Annotated in this window: 13 protein-coding genes; 7 read left to right on the forward strand and 6 right to left on the reverse strand. The window is 35.4% G+C overall.

Annotated elements, in window-relative coordinates:
- Positions 1-2: 2 nt before the first annotated feature.
- Positions 3-1,301 (reverse strand): porin, encoded by a 1,299-nt coding sequence (locus F6P99_RS02575; protein WP_226912992.1) that lies wholly within the window; start codon positions 1,299-1,301, stop codon positions 3-5.
- Positions 1,302-1,414: 113 nt separating this feature from the next.
- Between F6P99_RS02575 and F6P99_RS02580 the strand changes: the two genes are divergently transcribed.
- Positions 1,415-2,662 carry a porin gene (locus tag F6P99_RS02580; RefSeq protein WP_152285870.1) on the forward strand — a complete coding sequence of 416 codons (1,248 nt, stop codon included), beginning with the start codon at positions 1,415-1,417 and terminating at the stop codon, positions 2,660-2,662.
- 178 nt (positions 2,663-2,840) lie between these two features.
- Positions 2,841-3,845, forward strand: a complete 1,005-nt coding sequence (locus F6P99_RS02585) for a sugar kinase (protein WP_152285871.1) — start codon at positions 2,841-2,843, stop codon at positions 3,843-3,845.
- Here the strand turns inward: F6P99_RS02585 and rsmI are convergent, their stop codons facing one another.
- On the reverse strand, positions 3,846-4,520 hold the full coding sequence (gene rsmI / locus F6P99_RS02590; protein WP_226912993.1) for a 16S rRNA (cytidine(1402)-2'-O)-methyltransferase: 675 nt from the start codon (positions 4,518-4,520) through the stop codon (positions 3,846-3,848).
- Between the two features lie 185 nt (positions 4,521-4,705).
- Between rsmI and aspS the strand changes: the two genes are divergently transcribed.
- From aspS to F6P99_RS02605, 3 genes are read left to right on the forward strand one after another with little or no spacing between them, the layout of a single operon-like run.
- Positions 4,706-6,481 (forward strand): aspartate--tRNA ligase, encoded by a 1,776-nt coding sequence (gene aspS / locus F6P99_RS02595; protein WP_152285872.1) that lies wholly within the window; start codon positions 4,706-4,708, stop codon positions 6,479-6,481.
- Positions 6,482-6,527: 46 nt separating this feature from the next.
- Positions 6,528-8,318 (forward strand): chloride channel protein, encoded by a 1,791-nt coding sequence (locus F6P99_RS02600; protein ID WP_152285873.1) that lies wholly within the window; start codon positions 6,528-6,530, stop codon positions 8,316-8,318.
- Positions 8,318-8,551: a hypothetical protein gene (locus F6P99_RS02605; protein ID WP_152285874.1), complete on the forward strand. Its 234-nt coding sequence runs from the start codon at positions 8,318-8,320 to the stop codon at positions 8,549-8,551. The genes F6P99_RS02600 and F6P99_RS02605 overlap by 1 nt, the downstream gene beginning before the upstream one ends.
- Before the next feature lie 3 nt (positions 8,552-8,554).
- Here the strand turns inward: F6P99_RS02605 and F6P99_RS02610 are convergent, their stop codons facing one another.
- Together F6P99_RS02610 and F6P99_RS02615 are read right to left on the reverse strand one after the other, a co-directional pair.
- On the reverse strand, positions 8,555-8,821 hold the full coding sequence (locus F6P99_RS02610; protein ID WP_226912995.1) for a hypothetical protein: 267 nt from the start codon (positions 8,819-8,821) through the stop codon (positions 8,555-8,557).
- Between the two features lie 71 nt (positions 8,822-8,892).
- Positions 8,893-9,345 carry a nucleoside deaminase gene (locus tag F6P99_RS02615; protein WP_152285876.1) on the reverse strand — a complete coding sequence of 151 codons (453 nt, stop codon included), beginning with the start codon at positions 9,343-9,345 and terminating at the stop codon, positions 8,893-8,895.
- A gap of 103 nt (positions 9,346-9,448) precedes the next feature.
- Here F6P99_RS02615 and F6P99_RS02620 point away from each other — a divergent pair, with 103 nt between their 5' ends.
- Together F6P99_RS02620 and F6P99_RS02625 are read left to right on the forward strand one after the other, a co-directional pair.
- Entirely contained in the window at positions 9,449-11,233 is a 1,785-nt protein-coding gene (locus F6P99_RS02620; protein WP_152285877.1) for a 1-deoxy-D-xylulose-5-phosphate synthase, read from the forward strand.
- Between the two features lie 42 nt (positions 11,234-11,275).
- Positions 11,276-12,175, forward strand: coding sequence for a DUF3078 domain-containing protein (locus F6P99_RS02625; RefSeq protein ID WP_152285878.1), 900 nt, complete (start codon positions 11,276-11,278; stop codon positions 12,173-12,175).
- On the opposite strand, the gene F6P99_RS02630 is transcribed toward F6P99_RS02625, so the two are convergent.
- On the reverse strand, positions 12,176-13,060 hold the full coding sequence (locus F6P99_RS02630) for a PorP/SprF family type IX secretion system membrane protein (protein ID WP_193315977.1): 885 nt from the start codon (positions 13,058-13,060) through the stop codon (positions 12,176-12,178). It lies immediately after the preceding gene.
- 11 nt (positions 13,061-13,071) lie between these two features.
- Entirely contained in the window at positions 13,072-16,512 is a 3,441-nt protein-coding gene (locus F6P99_RS02635) for a T9SS type B sorting domain-containing protein (RefSeq protein ID WP_152285880.1), read from the reverse strand.
- Positions 16,513-16,521: the final 9 nt, after the last annotated feature.

The following is a 16,521-nucleotide window of genomic DNA, read 5'->3' on the forward strand; positions in this document are numbered from 1 at the left end:
TATCAAAAAATAAAACCTAAGCCAAATTCAATAGTATGATTGATGATACCCTCATGGCCAATAGGCGTATTCAAACGATGTTGGTAATCAGCTTTTAATACGATATTCTCTGCAGTATTATAATTAACTCCAAAAGTCCAAACTTTTAAATTATTCTGAGAAAAAGGCAAATTTTGCAAATTTTCGTCTATTCGATAATGGGTATCTAATCTTTCAAACCTTGAAAACAAACTCAATTTCATTTCTTCAGAATTAAAGATAGCGTTCTTTTTGTTTGACTTTGGCTTTTTGTAACGTATATAAGGCAAAATATCACAACCCAATTCAAACAGATAGCCATATACACTTTTACCTAAAACTTGACCAACTCCTGCTTCGTTTTTCGTTTGCTCATAAATTTTATCTGTTTCGGCCAAGTGTCCGTATGTTCCCAAACCAATAAACCGAAAGTTCTTCCAATCATATTTGGCATAAGCAGTTGTTAAATTAATTTTTGCTTTCACTTCTTGCTCTTGATTTCCAATTTTCACATCCGCCCCTTGACCAGAATTCCCATAATAACCCGATAAAGAAACTACCAAATTTGACACCCCCGTGTAGTTGATTTGTGGATTGATCGAAATTGATTTTGGTGTATCAAAACGTATCTCTCTACCTTGACGTATCCATGTCGGACTCAAAAAATACTGACTGTTTAGACCCTGTGAAAAACCAAGCGCATAGCTCCAATTTTGAGAAATATTTCCATAGAACATAGCTCCAAACTCTATCCATGTTGAAGGTACTATCAATCGCTCAACATCAGATCTATTGACTGAATAAAACATTACTGGCTCATCATTATTATTTACATATCCTATCGTAAGTGGATAAAAGCCTACTCTTGCTTTCAAATAATCTTTATACAAATAATCAACAAATGCTTCAAATACAAATTCTAAATGAGATTCTTTATTTTGATAATGAATGTATTCAAATTGAATTTCAGAATTCCATATAAATTTATCAGATATTCGATAACCAAAAAAAGTTGCAAACCGATACAAACCCGAATAATACAATTCTAAATCACCAACAGTCGTGTCTATCTCTCCCTGAGTAGGCACAAAATTAAATTCACCAAAACCACTTATAGAATATCTTTTATCAGAAAAAAATATTTTTGAAGCAGCAAGAGCCAATCCTGGTTGTTGTTTATTTGTTGTATTTAATTCTTTGATAGAATCGTTCGCATTTGTTTTTTGCCCCCAACAAACATTCACAAAAAACGCGATAGCAGCTAGTAAAATTATTTTTCTCATTTGATTCGGCTCAATATCATATGTAATTTAAAAAATAATATCAGAAAAGCACCCTATGTCTTTTTAAGATAGTTAATCATTATGATTATATTTAAAGTATCAAAAACCAAAACATGAAAAAAGCGACTCTGAGTTTGACTATTCTAATTTGTAGCAACCTATATTTATTTGGCCAAAGTAGCGCTTTAGACACGATTTCTCAGGAAAAAAATTGGTACGATCAAATAAAAATTGGCGGATACTTACAAGCCAGATACAATGACCTCTACAAAACCAATCCAGAAATGGAAAGTCCACAAGGAGATAGAACTTACGGCGGATATCACGGTTTTTCACTTCGTCGAATGCGATTAAAAATTTCAGGTCAATTACACCCTAGAGTCTATTTTTATTTTCAAGCAGATTTTGCCTCAGATGGTAAAAATCTAGGTCAGTTAAGAGATGCTTATTTTGATTATAGTATAGACAAGGCAGGTACCTTTAAATTCCGAGGAGGTCAAAGTAAAATTCCATTTGGATTTGAAAATTTACAATCTTCTCAGAATAGAATTGGTTTAGATCGAAACGATCCTTTAAATAGTGCAGTAAAAGATGAACGAGACCTAAGTTTTGGAGTACATTGGGCAACGCTAGAAAAAAGAGCTATTTTAAAAGAACTTGTTAGCAAAGGACTTAAAGGAAGCGGTGATTACGGAATGGCATATTTAATGTTATATAACGGACAAAAAGCAAACACCCTTGTTCCAGATGTCAACAAACTCAAACATATAGCTTTGCGTTTTACTTATCCTATGAAATTAAAATCAGGACAATATTTAGAGGCTGGAATAAGCGGCTATACGGGAGAATATGTAACCACTGAAGTAAACAATGGAGTAAAGTTAAGAACTATCGATGGTGTTATCACTGAAGAAGACGCTGTCGATAAACAATTTAAAGACCAAAGAATCGCAGCGCATTTTATTTATTACCCACAACCTTTTGGAGTTCGTGTAGAGTACAACCTGGGTAAAGGTCCTGAATACGCCTATACCCCACAAAACAGCATCTCTCAACATTCTATCGGAATCGAAACTCTACATGGTGGATACGCTCAATTCATGTACATGATTCGTAAAAAAGAACATATAATTACGCCTTTTACGAGATTAATGTATTATCAAGGTGGTAAAAAGTTTGAGCTTGATGCCCGAAGCTATGACATGAAAGAACTAGAAATAGGAGTAGAATGGCAATTAAACAAAGCTTTTGAATTCACAATAAACTATACAATTGCAGATCGTAGATATGAAGATTCTTTAAACCCAGTAAACCGACAAACGGGTGATCTTATTCGTATGCAATTTCAAGTAAACTATTAATCTAAATAATATCATCAGAAAAAATTCATGAGATTTTGAATAAAATCGTCTAATTTAGAGAAAAACAAGAGTAAATTGTAAAAATTTAAAATTGGTTAACCAATTTTTCGAGATTTATAGTGATCATATCTCAACTCCTTAGTATATTGCACTTATAAATTATTATTGCACGATAATCATGGGACAAATCATCACATTTGGAGAAGTACTAATGCGTATCTCTCCACGAGGAAACAAAAAATTCATTCAATCAAACCTTGTTGAATTCTATTTTGGAGGAACTGAATTAAACGTTGGGGTTTCCATATCAAACTTTGGAGGAAATGTACGTCATATCAGTGCTGTATCTAATGATTTCATTGGTGACACTGCAATATCATACCTGAATAAATTTGGTGTTGACACCTCAAAAATCGTCAGATCTCAAAGGCCCCTGGGTGTGTATTTTTTAGAAGTAGGTGCTGTGATGCGTGCGAGTACAATTTCATACAACCGATCGCATTCTTCATTCTCAGAAATAAAACCTACAATGGTTGATTGGAGTCAGGCCTTGTCTGATGGAGACTGGATGCATTGGACAGGAATTACACCTGCATTGACGCAAGGAGCGTATGAAACTCTTAAAGAAGGGTTGCTACTTGCAAGGGAAAAAGGAATGCAAGTTTCTGCCGATCCAACCTATAGAAGTGGATTGTGGAAATACGGAAACGACCCAAAAGAGACATTGACAGAATTATTACATTTATCAACCATATTTATTGGAGGAATTAATGAAATCAACGAAGTTCTCGGTACTGAATTTTCATACTCAAACGAAGATTTCATCGAAGCTTCAAAATTGTTAATGGAGACCTTCCCATCTATAGAAAAAGTATTCGATAAAATACGAACATCTCTCAACTCTTCATGGCATAAAATTCGTGCTAGAATGTGGAACGGTAAAGCATTTAAAGAAACTGAAGATCTAGATATTACACATGTTATAGACCGAATAGGAACCGGAGATGCTTTTGCTGCTGGCTTGATTTATGGCCTACAACATTTTGATGATTGTAAAGCAATGGAATTTGCAAGCGCTGCTTGTGCATTAAAACACACCTATCAAGGTGATGTAAATTATGCCAATGTAAACGAAGTAGAAGCTATTCTAGAGGGGGGTGTGACAGGTAGGTTAAAACGCTAATCATTTTTTACCTTCTACCACGACTACAATTTCTCCTTTTAGGGTATTTTGTGTAAAGTGGGCAATCACTTCTGTCAAAGTTCCTCTTTTGGTTTCTTCAAACATCTTGGTCAATTCCCTCGATACCGAAACTTGTCTATCTGCTCCAAAATATTCAACAAAATGGGTTAGAGTTTTTAAGAGCTTGTGCGGTGATTCGTAAAAAATCATCGTTCTGGTCTCTTCTGCCAATAACAATAAACGTGTTTGCCTACCTTTTTTCACTGGTAAAAAACCTTCAAAAACAAACTTATCATTTGGCAAACCACTATTTACCAAAGCTGGTATAAAAGCTGTTGCTCCTGGCAAACACTCAATAGAAACTCCTGCTTTCACACATGCACGAGACAACAAAAAACCGGGATCCGAAATAGCCGGTGTTCCAGCATCTGAGATCAAAGCTATGGATTCTCCATTTTGAATACGCTCTACCAACCTATCTACCATTTTATGCTCATTGTGCATATGATGACTCATCATTTGAGTGTCAATTTCAAAATGTTTCAACAGCTTTCCAGAAGTACGAGTATCTTCGGCCAAAATCACATCAACTTCTTTTAAAATTCGTACAGCTCTAAAGGTCATATCTTCCAAATTTCCAATAGGCGTAGGCACCAAATATAATTTTGCTTCCAAGTGTTTTTGTTTTGCGACAAAGTTACGGAAGATTTAGGTTTCATCACTTTATTTTTCAGCTGAATAAAAATGATCTACCATTTAAGAAATTCACAATTAAATAGTAAATTTGCACGACCCAAATGGGGATAATTATTGAAACACATACAGACATGCTAAAGCCTGTCTATAAATAGAAAATACAGATGTATAGAAGTCATACGAACGGAGAATTAAATATTTCAAATGTTGGGCAAGAAGTAACCTTGTCTGGTTGGGTACAAAAAATACGTGACAAAGGTTTTATGATCTGGGTAGACCTGCGTGATCGTTATGGAATTACTCAATTGATTTTTGATGCAGATCGTACTGAAGAAGCTATCATCGAAAAAGCAAAAACATTAGGACGAGAATTTGTAGTTCAAGTAAAAGGAACTGTTATTGAGCGTCAATCTAAAAACGATAAAATTCCTACAGGAGAAATAGAAATATTAGTTTCTGAATTAGAACTACTAAACGAAGCGAAACTTCCACCATTTACCATAGAAGACGAAACGGATGGCGGAGAAGAACTACGTATGAAGTATCGTTATTTAGACATCCGTCGAAACCCGGTAAAAGACAGTTTAATTTTCAGGTCTAAAGTAACACAAGAGGTTCGAAACTTTTTGTCTAACGAAGATTTTATTGAGGTAGAAACACCTTATTTGATTAAATCTACTCCTGAAGGAGCGAGAGATTTTGTTGTCCCTTCTCGTATGAACGAAGGGCAGTTTTATGCTTTACCACAATCACCACAAACATTTAAACAATTGTTGATGGTGGGAGGAATGGACAAGTATTTTCAAATCGTAAAATGTTTTAGAGATGAGGATTTACGTGCAGATAGACAACCAGAATTCACACAAATTGACTGTGAAATGGCCTTTGTTGAGCAAGAAGATATCTTATCTATTTTTGAAGGATTGACTCGTCATTTACTCAAAAAAGTGAACAATGTAGAAATTGGCGACTTCCCAAGAATGTCGTTTGATCATGCCATGAAAACTTATGGAAATGACAAACCAGATATTCGTTTCGGAATGGAATTTGGAGAATTAAATGAGGTTGCCAAACACAGAGAATTTAAGATTTTTGACGAAGCAGAATTGGTAGTCGGAATTGCAGTGCCTGGTGGAGCGTCTTATACTAGAAAAGAAATCGACAAATTAATTGCATGGGTTAAGCGTCCTCAAATCGGTGCTTTTGGAATGGTGTATGCCAAATACAACGAAGACGGTACTTTTAAATCTTCTGTAGATAAATTTTTCAACCAAGAAGATTTGGCTGCTTGGGCAGAAAAAACAGGCGCAAAACCAGGAGATTTGATCTGTGTATTGTCTGGTCCAACAAATAAAGTAAGAGCTCAACTGAGTGCATTACGTATGGAATTAGCAGAACGTTTAGGCTTGAGAAAGCCAAACGAATTTGCACCGCTATGGGTCGTAGATTTCCCTCTTTTAGAATGGGACGAAGAAACTGAACGTTACCATGCAATGCACCATCCGTTTACAGCACCAAAACCTGAAGATTTTGCTTTGCTAGATACAGATCCAGCTAAAGTAAGAGCCAATGCATATGACTTAGTATTGAACGGTAATGAAATCGGTGGTGGCTCTATTAGAATTCACGATAAAGAAACGCAAGCACTAATGTTCAATCATTTAGGCTTTACTCCAGAAGAAGCAAAAGAACAATTTGGATTCTTATTAAACGCCTTTGAATATGGAGCTCCTCCACATGGTGGATTGGCATTCGGACTTGATAGATTAGTTGCAATTTTAGCAGGTAAAGAAACAATTAGAGACTTTATCGCTTTCCCTAAAAATAATTCAGGAAGAGATGTAATGATAGATGCTCCTTCTCAACTTGACGAAGCGCAATTAACTGAATTGAGTTTAGCACTCAACATCAAAGAAAAAGTAGAAAGCACAGAAGAATAAAACTAATTTCCCACTTTATCCAAGTGGGATTTTTGATTAAAAGTATATGTCGCCACATAAAAAAAACTTGATCACCAAATTTCTAATTTGGAAGTACAAACACCTAACAAGCCAACAGTTTATTTACATTGTAAGTATCATCATTGGTTTGCTATCTGGACTTGCTGCGGTGACTTTAAAAAACTTAACGCACCTGATTCAAGAAACTTTTGAGGCAGGTGTTGTTCACACGTATCACGAAGCTTTTTATTTTATTTTCCCATTAATTGGTCTATTGCTAACGCTTTTGATGATAAAATATGTTATCAAACATAGAGTTTCACATGGTATACCTTCTACGTTACATGCCATCTCAAAAAAGAAAGGAATTATGGAACGTTATAAAATTTATAGTTCTATTCTTACCGCTCCGATTACAGTTGGTTTTGGAGGATCTGTGGGACTTGAGGGCCCAACTGTAGCCACCAGTGCCGCCATTGGATCTAATGTTTCTAGAGTATTTCACTTGAACAGAAGTACCCGTACTCTGTTAATCGGTGCAGCCGCAGCAGCAGCCATGTCATCTATATTCAAAGCACCTATTGCAGCGATCGTTTTCGCCATCGAAATATTTAGTTTGGACTTAACGTTGGTTTCTTTAATTCCATTGTTACTTTCTTCTATCTCTGCAATTCTAACTTCGTATTTTTTCTTAGGAGGCAATACCGTTCTTCGATTCGAACTGTCGGATGCATTTACTTTAATGGATACTGCCTATTATGTAATATTAGGTATCAGCTGCGGTTTGATATCTGTGTACTTTAGCAAGGTCTATTTTGTTATTGGTGATTTTTTTGCCAAATATACAAACCCTTACAAACGTCTTTTAATTGGGGGAATCGGATTGGGAATCATCGTTTATTTTATTCCTCCACTATTTGGTGAAGGTTTTAAAACGATTAACAATCTACTTAACGACAATGTAGCTGCTGTTTTTGGTCAAAATTACTTTAACATGGTCACAGAAAACACCTGGTGGATTATACTATTTTTACTAGGTCTTGTGGCATTCAAAGTTGTTGCAACCTCAATTACTTTTGGTGCAGGTGGTGTGGGAGGTGTATTCGCTCCAACACTTTTTACCGGGAGTGTAACCGGTTATGTATTCGCATTGATTTTTAATACACTCAACATCTCTGGACACCAATTATCTTCTAGTAATTTTGCATTGGTTGGAATGGCTGGTTTGATGGCCGGAGTACTGCATGCACCGCTTACAGCAATTTTCTTAATTGCTGAAATTACTAGTGGTCACGAATTGTTTATTCCTTTAATGATTACTGCTGCCATTTCATATTTGATTACAAAAAAATACATTCCTTTTAACATTTACGCTGCGGAACTTGCAAAAAAGGGAGAATTGATGACGCACGACAAAGATAAAAATGTATTGATGTTGATGGATATTGATAAGGTTATCGAAACAAATTTTATCTCGTTGTTACCTGAAATGAAATTGGGATATGTCGCCAAAGAAGCAGTTGCAAAATCTTCAAGAAACAATTTCCCTGTTGTGAACGAAAAGAACGAATACCTGGGAGTCTTGCTACTAGATGATATACGAGGAATTATGTTTGACCAAAGTCTGTATGACTCAGTTACGGTTCAAGAGTTGATGCAAAATTCAAAAGGAATCATTGATTACGAAAAAGATTCTATGAAGAAAATCATGAAGAAATTCCAAGATAGTGGTGCATGGAATCTACCTGTAGTGAAAAATGGTGTTTATATGGGATTCATCTCCAAGTCAAGATTATTAACAGCATATAGAAGAAAACTTATCGAAGTTACCAACTAATGAAAGTACTGATAAAAATAATACTCGTAATCGTAATTGGACTTATCGGAAGTGGATTGTACATGCAAACTAATCAGATTCCAGGAGCTGAATTTTACATTGGTATCGGCGTAGTAACTTTAAGTTTCGTTTTAATTCCGCTTTTTATTTATGACGGTTATAAAGGAAAAGATCTAACCCGCTACTCCTTTAAAAACATGCAAGGTCCAGAAGAAAAAAACAAAGAAAAGTAAACACTATTTAGCCAATACATTCTTTTGTTCTAAAACTCTTTTCTTTGCTTCTTTCCAGGAAAGAAACGTATCTGATTCAATTGTTAAGACCTTGATTTCTTTAGCTAACTTATAGCTGTTTTTCATAGCATCAAGATGGGCTCCACTTCTCACAAAATCCTTCATTGACTTTTCATCTTCCCATAAAGTCATGGTAAAATGTTTTTTCCAAAAGCCAACATTTTTATTCTTTTTACAAGAAGTATTTTTCAACTGCTTCACAATTTTCATTGCTTGATATGACAAGGAAAAAAAATGGATAGGTCGCTTTAATTCAATATACGTAATGCTAAGTATCATATCTAATTCAGATTTCTTTTTTCTATAAAAAAACGCTTCAATAGCAAAGCGCATTCTTCTTCCAATACACCTTTTGTAACTTGAGTTTTTGGGTGTAGTGTGGTATTATTTTTTTCAAATCCACGAACCGCATCAGAGGCTCCATATACGATTCTACCGATTTGTGTCCAATAACTAGCACCAGCACACATCTGACATGGCTCAAGCGTTACATACAACGTACACTGTTTCAAATACTTGCCACCTAAAAAATCCGAAGCTGCAGTAAAAGCCTGCATTTCAGCATGGGCTGTAACATCATTCAGTGCTTCGGTAAGATTATGACCTCTCGCTATAATTTTATCATTACTTACGATAACAGCACCCACTGGAACTTCATCCTTTTCAAAAGCTATTTCCGCCTCTTGCAAAGCTCGTTTCATAAAGTAAGTATCATCAAAAGGATTGATTAGCATATGCTGAGTTTTATATTTTGGTAAAAATAACAATTCAAAGTAATTATTAGAATATTCCAACAAGAAAACTGTGTTAATTTATAGTATCTTTACCCAATATTTTATGGAAAATTCGTTGCTAAATACCATTCAAAATCCACAAGATTTAAAAAAACTTTCTGTTGATCAGTTACTGCAATTATCTGAAGAACTAAGGTCTTTTATAATTGATATAGTAGCGACAAAAGAAGGACATCTAGGGGCTAGTCTCGGAGTTATAGAACTTACAATAGCACTGCATTATATCTTTGACACTCCGAATGATTCGCTTATCTGGGACGTTGGTCACCAGGCCTATGCACACAAAATCCTTACAGGACGGAAAGACATTTTTCATACAAATAGACAATATTTAGGGATAAGTGGTTTTCCTAAAAGAGAAGAAAGTAACTACGATGCTTTTGGTACAGGACATTCTTCTACTTCCATTTCTGCCGCTTTGGGTATGGCAATGGCATCAACAATAAAAGGAGAAATTGACAAGGAACATATTGCCATAATTGGAGATGCTTCGATTGCCTCAGGAATGGCTTTTGAAGGACTAAATCATGCAGGTGTAACAAGTGCTAACTTATTGGTTATTTTAAATGACAATGCAATGGGGATAGACCCTAGTGTTGGTGCCTTAAAAGAATACCTTATGAAAGCCCAAATTGGTAAAAAAGCACCAAAAGGAAATATGATTGAAGCCTTAAATTTCAATTATTCTGGACCTATAGATGGGCATGATTTACCTCTACTTCTCAAAGAGCTCAAAAAGCTCAAAAAGAAAAAAGGACCGAAATTTTTACATATCGTCACGAAAAAAGGAAAAGGATTACAGAAAGCAGAGCAAGAACAAATCACCTACCACGCACCGGGTAAATTTGACAAAATTACGGGTGAATTAAAACCGAGTTATAACTCAAATAAAGCGCCAAAATACCAAGATGTTTTTGGATACACCTTACTTGAACTCGCAAGAAAAAACGAAAAAATAGTCGGAATTACTCCGGCCATGCCAACTGGTAGCTCTCTAAAATACATGATAGAAGAAATACCAGATCGTGCTTTTGATGTAGGGATAGCTGAGCAGCATGCCGTTACACTAGCAGCTGGAATGGCTACACAAGGATTGATTCCGTATTGCACTATTTATTCTACCTTTATTCAAAGAGCATACGATCAAATTATTCACGATGTTGCTTTACAAAACCTACCTGTAATTTTTTGTATTGATCGTGCAGGAATTGTTGGAAGAGATGGTGCAACACATCATGGAGTTTTTGACATTAGTTTTTTACGTTGCATTCCGAATATCATTTTATTTGCACCTCAAAACGAAATCGACCTCAGAAATATTTTATATACCGTTCAATTGGGTGAATTGACTTCACCAATAGCAATTCGCTACCCACGAGGGCAAGGACGAATCGAAAACTGGAAAACACCTTTTGAAAAAATTAACATTGGAAAAGGAAGGATCGTACAAAAAGGAAGTGACCTTGCTGTTTTATCTATAGGAACTATTGGAAACAATGTGGAAGATGTGATTCAAGAATTAAACGATACCGAGCAAAAAAAAGTAGCGCATTTCAACATGTTATTTATAAAACCACTTGACAAAGAAATGTTAACGGAAATTTTCAACTCATTCTCAAAAATTATTACCCTTGAAGATCATGCCATCAAGGGTGGATTTGGAAATGCCATTCAAGAATTTGCACAAGAACAGAATTACCTAAACACATCAATCACCTGCTTAGGAGTACCAGACAAATTTATTGAACACGGTGATACAAATATCCTTTTTGAAACTTTTGATCTAGACAATACATCACTTAAAACCACAATACAAAACAAAATATAATCCTTTGGCACTTTTTTTGATGTGCTAGTTTTTTAAACCACTATGAAACGAGTCATTTTAACCCTATCTATATTACTGCTTTGCTTCAAAGTGCATGCACGTATTGAAATAGACTCGATTTCGAAACCCAAAGGAACCATCAAAACAACGCAATGGGCATTTAAAAAAACCTTAGGTTTATTGATGACACAAACTGCCTTCGTAAACTGGAGTGCAGGGGGTGAAAACTCTGTCGCAGGAATTACCACAGTAGATTTAGAGTTTAATTATAAAAAAGAACGTCTATTCTGGAATAATCATTTTAAGAGCCGATATGGTTTGAACAAAGAAAATGGTGAAGCTGTTCGAAAAACGGATGACGTACTTGAGGTAACTTCAAACTTTGGATATAGAAAATCTGCGACGTCAAACTGGTACAATTCTGCTAGATTTAATTTTAGAACTCAATACGCTCCAGGGTACAAATACCCCAATAGAGAAGATCCTATTTCTAAATTCTTAGCTCCCGGATATTTATTCGTCGGTATTGGTTCACAATACACCTCTACTGACAAAAAATTCAAATTATACTTGTCTCCGATTACAAATAAAACTACATTGGTTTATGACGAAGAACTCTCAAGTCAAGGAGCTTTTGGTGTCGTACCTGGTGAAAGAGCAAAAGTCGAATTTGGCGTTTTAACTACCGGCGAATGGAATCGAATTTTGATGAAAAACGTTGTGATGAACAACAAATTAATTCTGTATTCAGATTACTTAAACAACTTCACAAATATCGATGTTGATTGGGAATTAAAAATCAACCTAATTGTAAACAAATTTGTAAAAGCTAACATTGGCACACATTTAGTTTATGATGATGATGTAAAAAACAAAGAAACCGGTAGTCCTGAAATTCAGTTAAAACAGTTGTTAGGAGTTGGTATTGTGTACACTTTTTAATTACCAGTGAAATCTCACTACGAACTCATGTGTTCCAGAAGACACAGCACTAAAATCCGAAGTCAACGATTCATACGCATAACCAAAAGATGTGTTGCGTATTACTTTTAGCATTACCGATCCAATGATCGAGGTATCCAATCGATAGGTCAATCCAGCTTCTATCTTATTAGAAAAATTCGCTACAGCCGACACATCCATTAACATAGTTTCATCAGTTACAATTCTGGCAAAAACAGAAGGAGTTAAATCTATATTTTCAGAGATTGTAAATCGATAACCTCCTCCAAAATACATATGAAATTTTTCGGTAACTTCATCTGATACCACGTTGCCATTTTGATCTACTTTTGGTTTCTGAACTTCACTCAATATCAAATTAGGTGATGTTATGTTCAAAAAATATCGATCTCCTTTTAAATAAGCTCCTATACCAAAAGATGGACTAAATGCACTTTCACTGCCACTCAACAATGGATCATTGACTCCCAACGAATTAAAATCTATCGAACTAAATGCACCACCAAGTTTTGCTCCAAAATATAAATTTGTTGTACGATCTAGTTGTAATTTGTAAGAAACATCCAACATCACATCTGTTTTCTTTGAAATAAAAACTTTGTCGTTTACAAGAGAAAGACCCAACCCAAGGTTTTTCCCGAAACCTTTAGAGACAGATACATACTGAGTAGATGAATCATCATTAAAATCCATTTGTTGCTTTCGAAATCCTATTCCAACTTCAGTATTGTCAGACACACCTGCATAGGCTGGGTTCAATATATTCATATTGTATCTATACATCAAATAATTCGGGGCTGTTTCTTGCGCATTAGTTTTCCACCCAAAAAACGCTATTGTAATTACTATGACAAACTTTTTCATTATGCTTTCTTTTAATATTTTAAATACAACCATCCTTTTTTGATATATTCGCTTGGATAAAAATCTTCTACCGGATCTCCACTTCTAAGAATATAAACATAAGATCCTACTGGTAATTTTCCAGAACCATTTATGTTTCTATTCCCTGACCAATCATTTTTATACGGACTCACTTTGTATACCAATTGTCCCGAAGCACTATATATCTCTAATCGGTTGTCAGGGTACATTTCATCGAATTTTTGAATTACCCATACATCATTAATACCATCTCCATTTGGTGTAAATCCTTTAGGTATTTCTTTCGAAATATCAATTTCCTCGTCACATACATCTCCCACACCATCATCATCAAGATCTAACTGATTTGAATTTTTTACCAAGACACAATTGTCATCTATATCTAATACTCCATCGTTGTCATCATCTTCATCACTTGCATCACCTTCTCCATCTCTATCTGTATCAAGTTGATCAGGATTTGGAACTAAGGGAGAATTGTCGGTAAAATCGAACACCCCGTCATTGTCATCATCATCATCACAAACATTCCCTATTCCATCACTGTCGGTATCTAATTGATCTGGATTTGCTATATCAATACAATTATCATCTTTTGCATCGATACCGTCATTATCACTATCTAAATCAACTTCTAAGAAAAACTGTAATGTCTTTGTTTCTGAAACTGATGAAGCTTCAAGCTCCAAAGTATACATTTTGGTTTCATACTCTTCATTCGGAGTAACCGTAAAAGTAAACGAACTGTCAGCATTCATTGAAATAGGACTCTCTGGAGAAAAAGATATTGTTGCACCAGCAGGTTGTCCTGTTATTTGTAAAGATACAGATTCATTAAAACCTGCGAAAACTCGATAATCAACTGTGTATTGAACTGATTTTGTTTCAATTATTTTTTGCTCGTTCTGTGCAGATGAGATTGTAAAAGTAGGATTATTGGCTTCGAAAACCCCTGAAAACAAACCTCTCCCATGCGTAGCAGCCATTACTACATTTCCTTCTTTTCGATATTGAAGCGCTGTAACTTTTACATCTTGCATACCATTATCCGTTCGAACCCAATTCGGATTGGTATCATTCCAATTTGTCGTTTTCCATACTCCTAACTCCGTACCAATAATTACCTCTTCATCTTCTATGGGATTCTGTAAAATAGCTTTTACAGGAATATCAGGTAAATCACCCTCTTTTATCAACCAATTTGTACCACCATCAGAAGAATACCAAATGTTTGCTACACCATAATTATGAAATGTTACATAGATTTCATTTTCATTCGAACCAAATTCAACATCAGAAATACTTCCTAAAAAAGTTGCATCAGAGATATCGGTCCAAACTGGTGTGTTATTGGCTTGTACCACCTTCAATATTTTCCCTGTTTCTGTACCTACCAACAATGTAGAGCTATTTGTTGTATGAGGCGAAACGGTCAAAGCAGTTGGGTTTGAATCAAGCAATGGATCAGACAACGTTGTTTTTGTAGCTGAACCCGAAGGTGAAATGGATTTTAAGTTAGAATACCTGTATAATTTACTATCAAAAGAGGAAGAGCCATTTGTGTATAAAATATCTAAATTTGAATCGAGCGTTGCTTGGTTGATAAAATCCCCATCATTGTTTTCATCACTGTTTATGGTACGCCATTCATTAATGTCTAAATTGTACAGAGCATATGCGTTGTTGTAAACATAAGAAACGATTAAATAAGATTCTCCAACTTGATCAACGAAACACGCAGCACCATCTCCACCACTAATATCAATTGAATTCTGACTTAATGGATTTTGAAAAAAAGGAGTTCCATTATCCTGTGTTCCTCCTAAAAAATACTCTTCCGCCGCTGTAGGTGCAATCGCTGTAGAATAAAATTGTGTTACATTATAATCATTTACCATCTTTACGATTGCCGTATTACTGGAAGTAGCTGTTGACAAATTATTAGCATAGTACACTCCACCATCGTTTCCTATAACAGCTTGATTTGTATTTCCTGGCCTAAAGGTTAAAGCGTGTTGATCGGCATGAACCACAGGGAAACCACCTGAAATACCTGATCTCCATTTTGATATTTGACTCCAAGAAGCACCACTGTTTGCAGATCTAAAGAAGTTAATACCACCTACATAGAGAATTGCATCATCTAAAGGATCAACTTCGATAACCAAATCATAAAAATCTTGTCCTCTTGTAAAATCATTTGCTGGAATACCACTGTCTGCATCTTGAGGTTTTTGAATCTCTGTTACATTTTCAAAACCATCAGTTGTTACATAAATGTGAGGTCCTTCTGAAGTTGTTCCTTGAGTTAAAGCGTATGCTTTATTCGGATTTGTACTAGAAAAAGCCAACTCAGTTCTGTTCGAATCCGCTAGTCTAGTTACCAAAGTCCATGTTATTCCATCGGTAGATTTAAACACCTTACCTGCACCAGACAAACCAAAACCAGGAGTTGCAATTCCTCCCATCCAAAGTGTATTGTCTGAAGCTATTTCTAAATCATTTGGAGTATCATAAAACGTAAAACTACCAACAGTAATTTCCATATTCTCTGCCTCTATTCTCGACCATGTACTCCCCTCATCAGCTGATTTGTACAAACCTGCCGTCTGAGGTCCTAAATAATTATTTGGAGAATTCGCATCTCCATATACATGACTACCAACTCCTACAAAAAGCTCTGTGTTCGTCCCGTTATCCCAAGTAATAATATCATTTATATAATAAATACCGCTTAGAAATCTACTACTTGAATTTTCTAAATCTCCCTCTCCACTTGCTGTCAATGATAATTTTGTCCAATTGCTCCCGCCATCAGTAGTTTTATACACACCATTTCCAACAGCAGCACCAAAGGTATATTGCTCTCCAGTACCTATATACCATATGTTACTATTTCTTGGATCTATCGAATAGCAAGAAACATTCATATTACTTGGTACTCCAGATACTTGAGTCCAAGAAGAATTGACATCGGTAATATCAGTATTCACCCATAAACCACCAGATACTCCACCAGCAAAAACTCTTTTATTTCCGGCATCATTTGGATCAAAAAAGACAACCCTTGTTCTACCTCCAACATTATTGGGCCCTCTTTCAACCCATGGATTATTTACAGCATCCCCTGGAGTTTTTCTTTGCAAACTCTTAGAATTTAATTTTTCTTGCAATGCCAAAGTCTTTTCGGGTTCTGGTACACCGATTGCAGGATTCATGGTTAACTCCCACTCACGTTCATAATACTTGTTTGGCGGTAAACCTTTTTCTTTTCTTTGTACTTTTGAAAGTTTTAATGTTTCTTTAAAAGGAGAGTTTTCTAGAAACTCTTGATGTTTCAATTTAGCGTCAAATAATTGCTTTTTTTCAGTTTCATGTAAGAAATAAATGCTTGTTATTACCAACAGGAGTACTGCTATATATTTTTTCATAGCAAATTT

It is taken from the genome of Flavicella marina (assembly GCF_009193215.1).
Taxonomy (GTDB): Bacteria; Bacteroidota; Bacteroidia; order Flavobacteriales; family Flavobacteriaceae; genus Flavicella; species Flavicella marina.

What these genes read in the sequence shown, in the direction of transcription:
- F6P99_RS02575 (WP_226912992.1), bottom strand. Translation starts at nt 1,301, where the DNA reads ATGAGAAAAATAATTTTACTAGCTGCTATCGCGTTTTTTGTGAATGTT.
- F6P99_RS02580 (WP_152285870.1), top strand. Translation starts at nt 1,415, where the DNA reads ATGAAAAAAGCGACTCTGAGTTTGACTATTCTAATTTGTAGCAACCTA.
- F6P99_RS02585 (WP_152285871.1), top strand. Translation starts at nt 2,841, where the DNA reads ATGGGACAAATCATCACATTTGGAGAAGTACTAATGCGTATCTCTCCA.
- aspS (WP_152285872.1), top strand. Translation starts at nt 4,706, where the DNA reads ATGTATAGAAGTCATACGAACGGAGAATTAAATATTTCAAATGTTGGG.
- F6P99_RS02600 (WP_152285873.1), top strand. Translation starts at nt 6,528, where the DNA reads ATGTCGCCACATAAAAAAAACTTGATCACCAAATTTCTAATTTGGAAG.
- F6P99_RS02605 (WP_152285874.1), top strand. Translation starts at nt 8,318, where the DNA reads ATGAAAGTACTGATAAAAATAATACTCGTAATCGTAATTGGACTTATC.
- F6P99_RS02610 (WP_226912995.1), bottom strand. Translation starts at nt 8,821, where the DNA reads ATGAAAATTGTGAAGCAGTTGAAAAATACTTCTTGTAAAAAGAATAAA.
- F6P99_RS02615 (WP_152285876.1), bottom strand. Translation starts at nt 9,345, where the DNA reads ATGCTAATCAATCCTTTTGATGATACTTACTTTATGAAACGAGCTTTG.
- F6P99_RS02620 (WP_152285877.1), top strand. Translation starts at nt 9,449, where the DNA reads ATGGAAAATTCGTTGCTAAATACCATTCAAAATCCACAAGATTTAAAA.
- F6P99_RS02625 (WP_152285878.1), top strand. Translation starts at nt 11,276, where the DNA reads ATGAAACGAGTCATTTTAACCCTATCTATATTACTGCTTTGCTTCAAA.
- F6P99_RS02630 (WP_193315977.1), bottom strand. Translation starts at nt 13,060, where the DNA reads ATGAAAAAGTTTGTCATAGTAATTACAATAGCGTTTTTTGGGTGGAAA.
- F6P99_RS02635 (WP_152285880.1), bottom strand. Translation starts at nt 16,512, where the DNA reads ATGAAAAAATATATAGCAGTACTCCTGTTGGTAATAACAAGCATTTAT.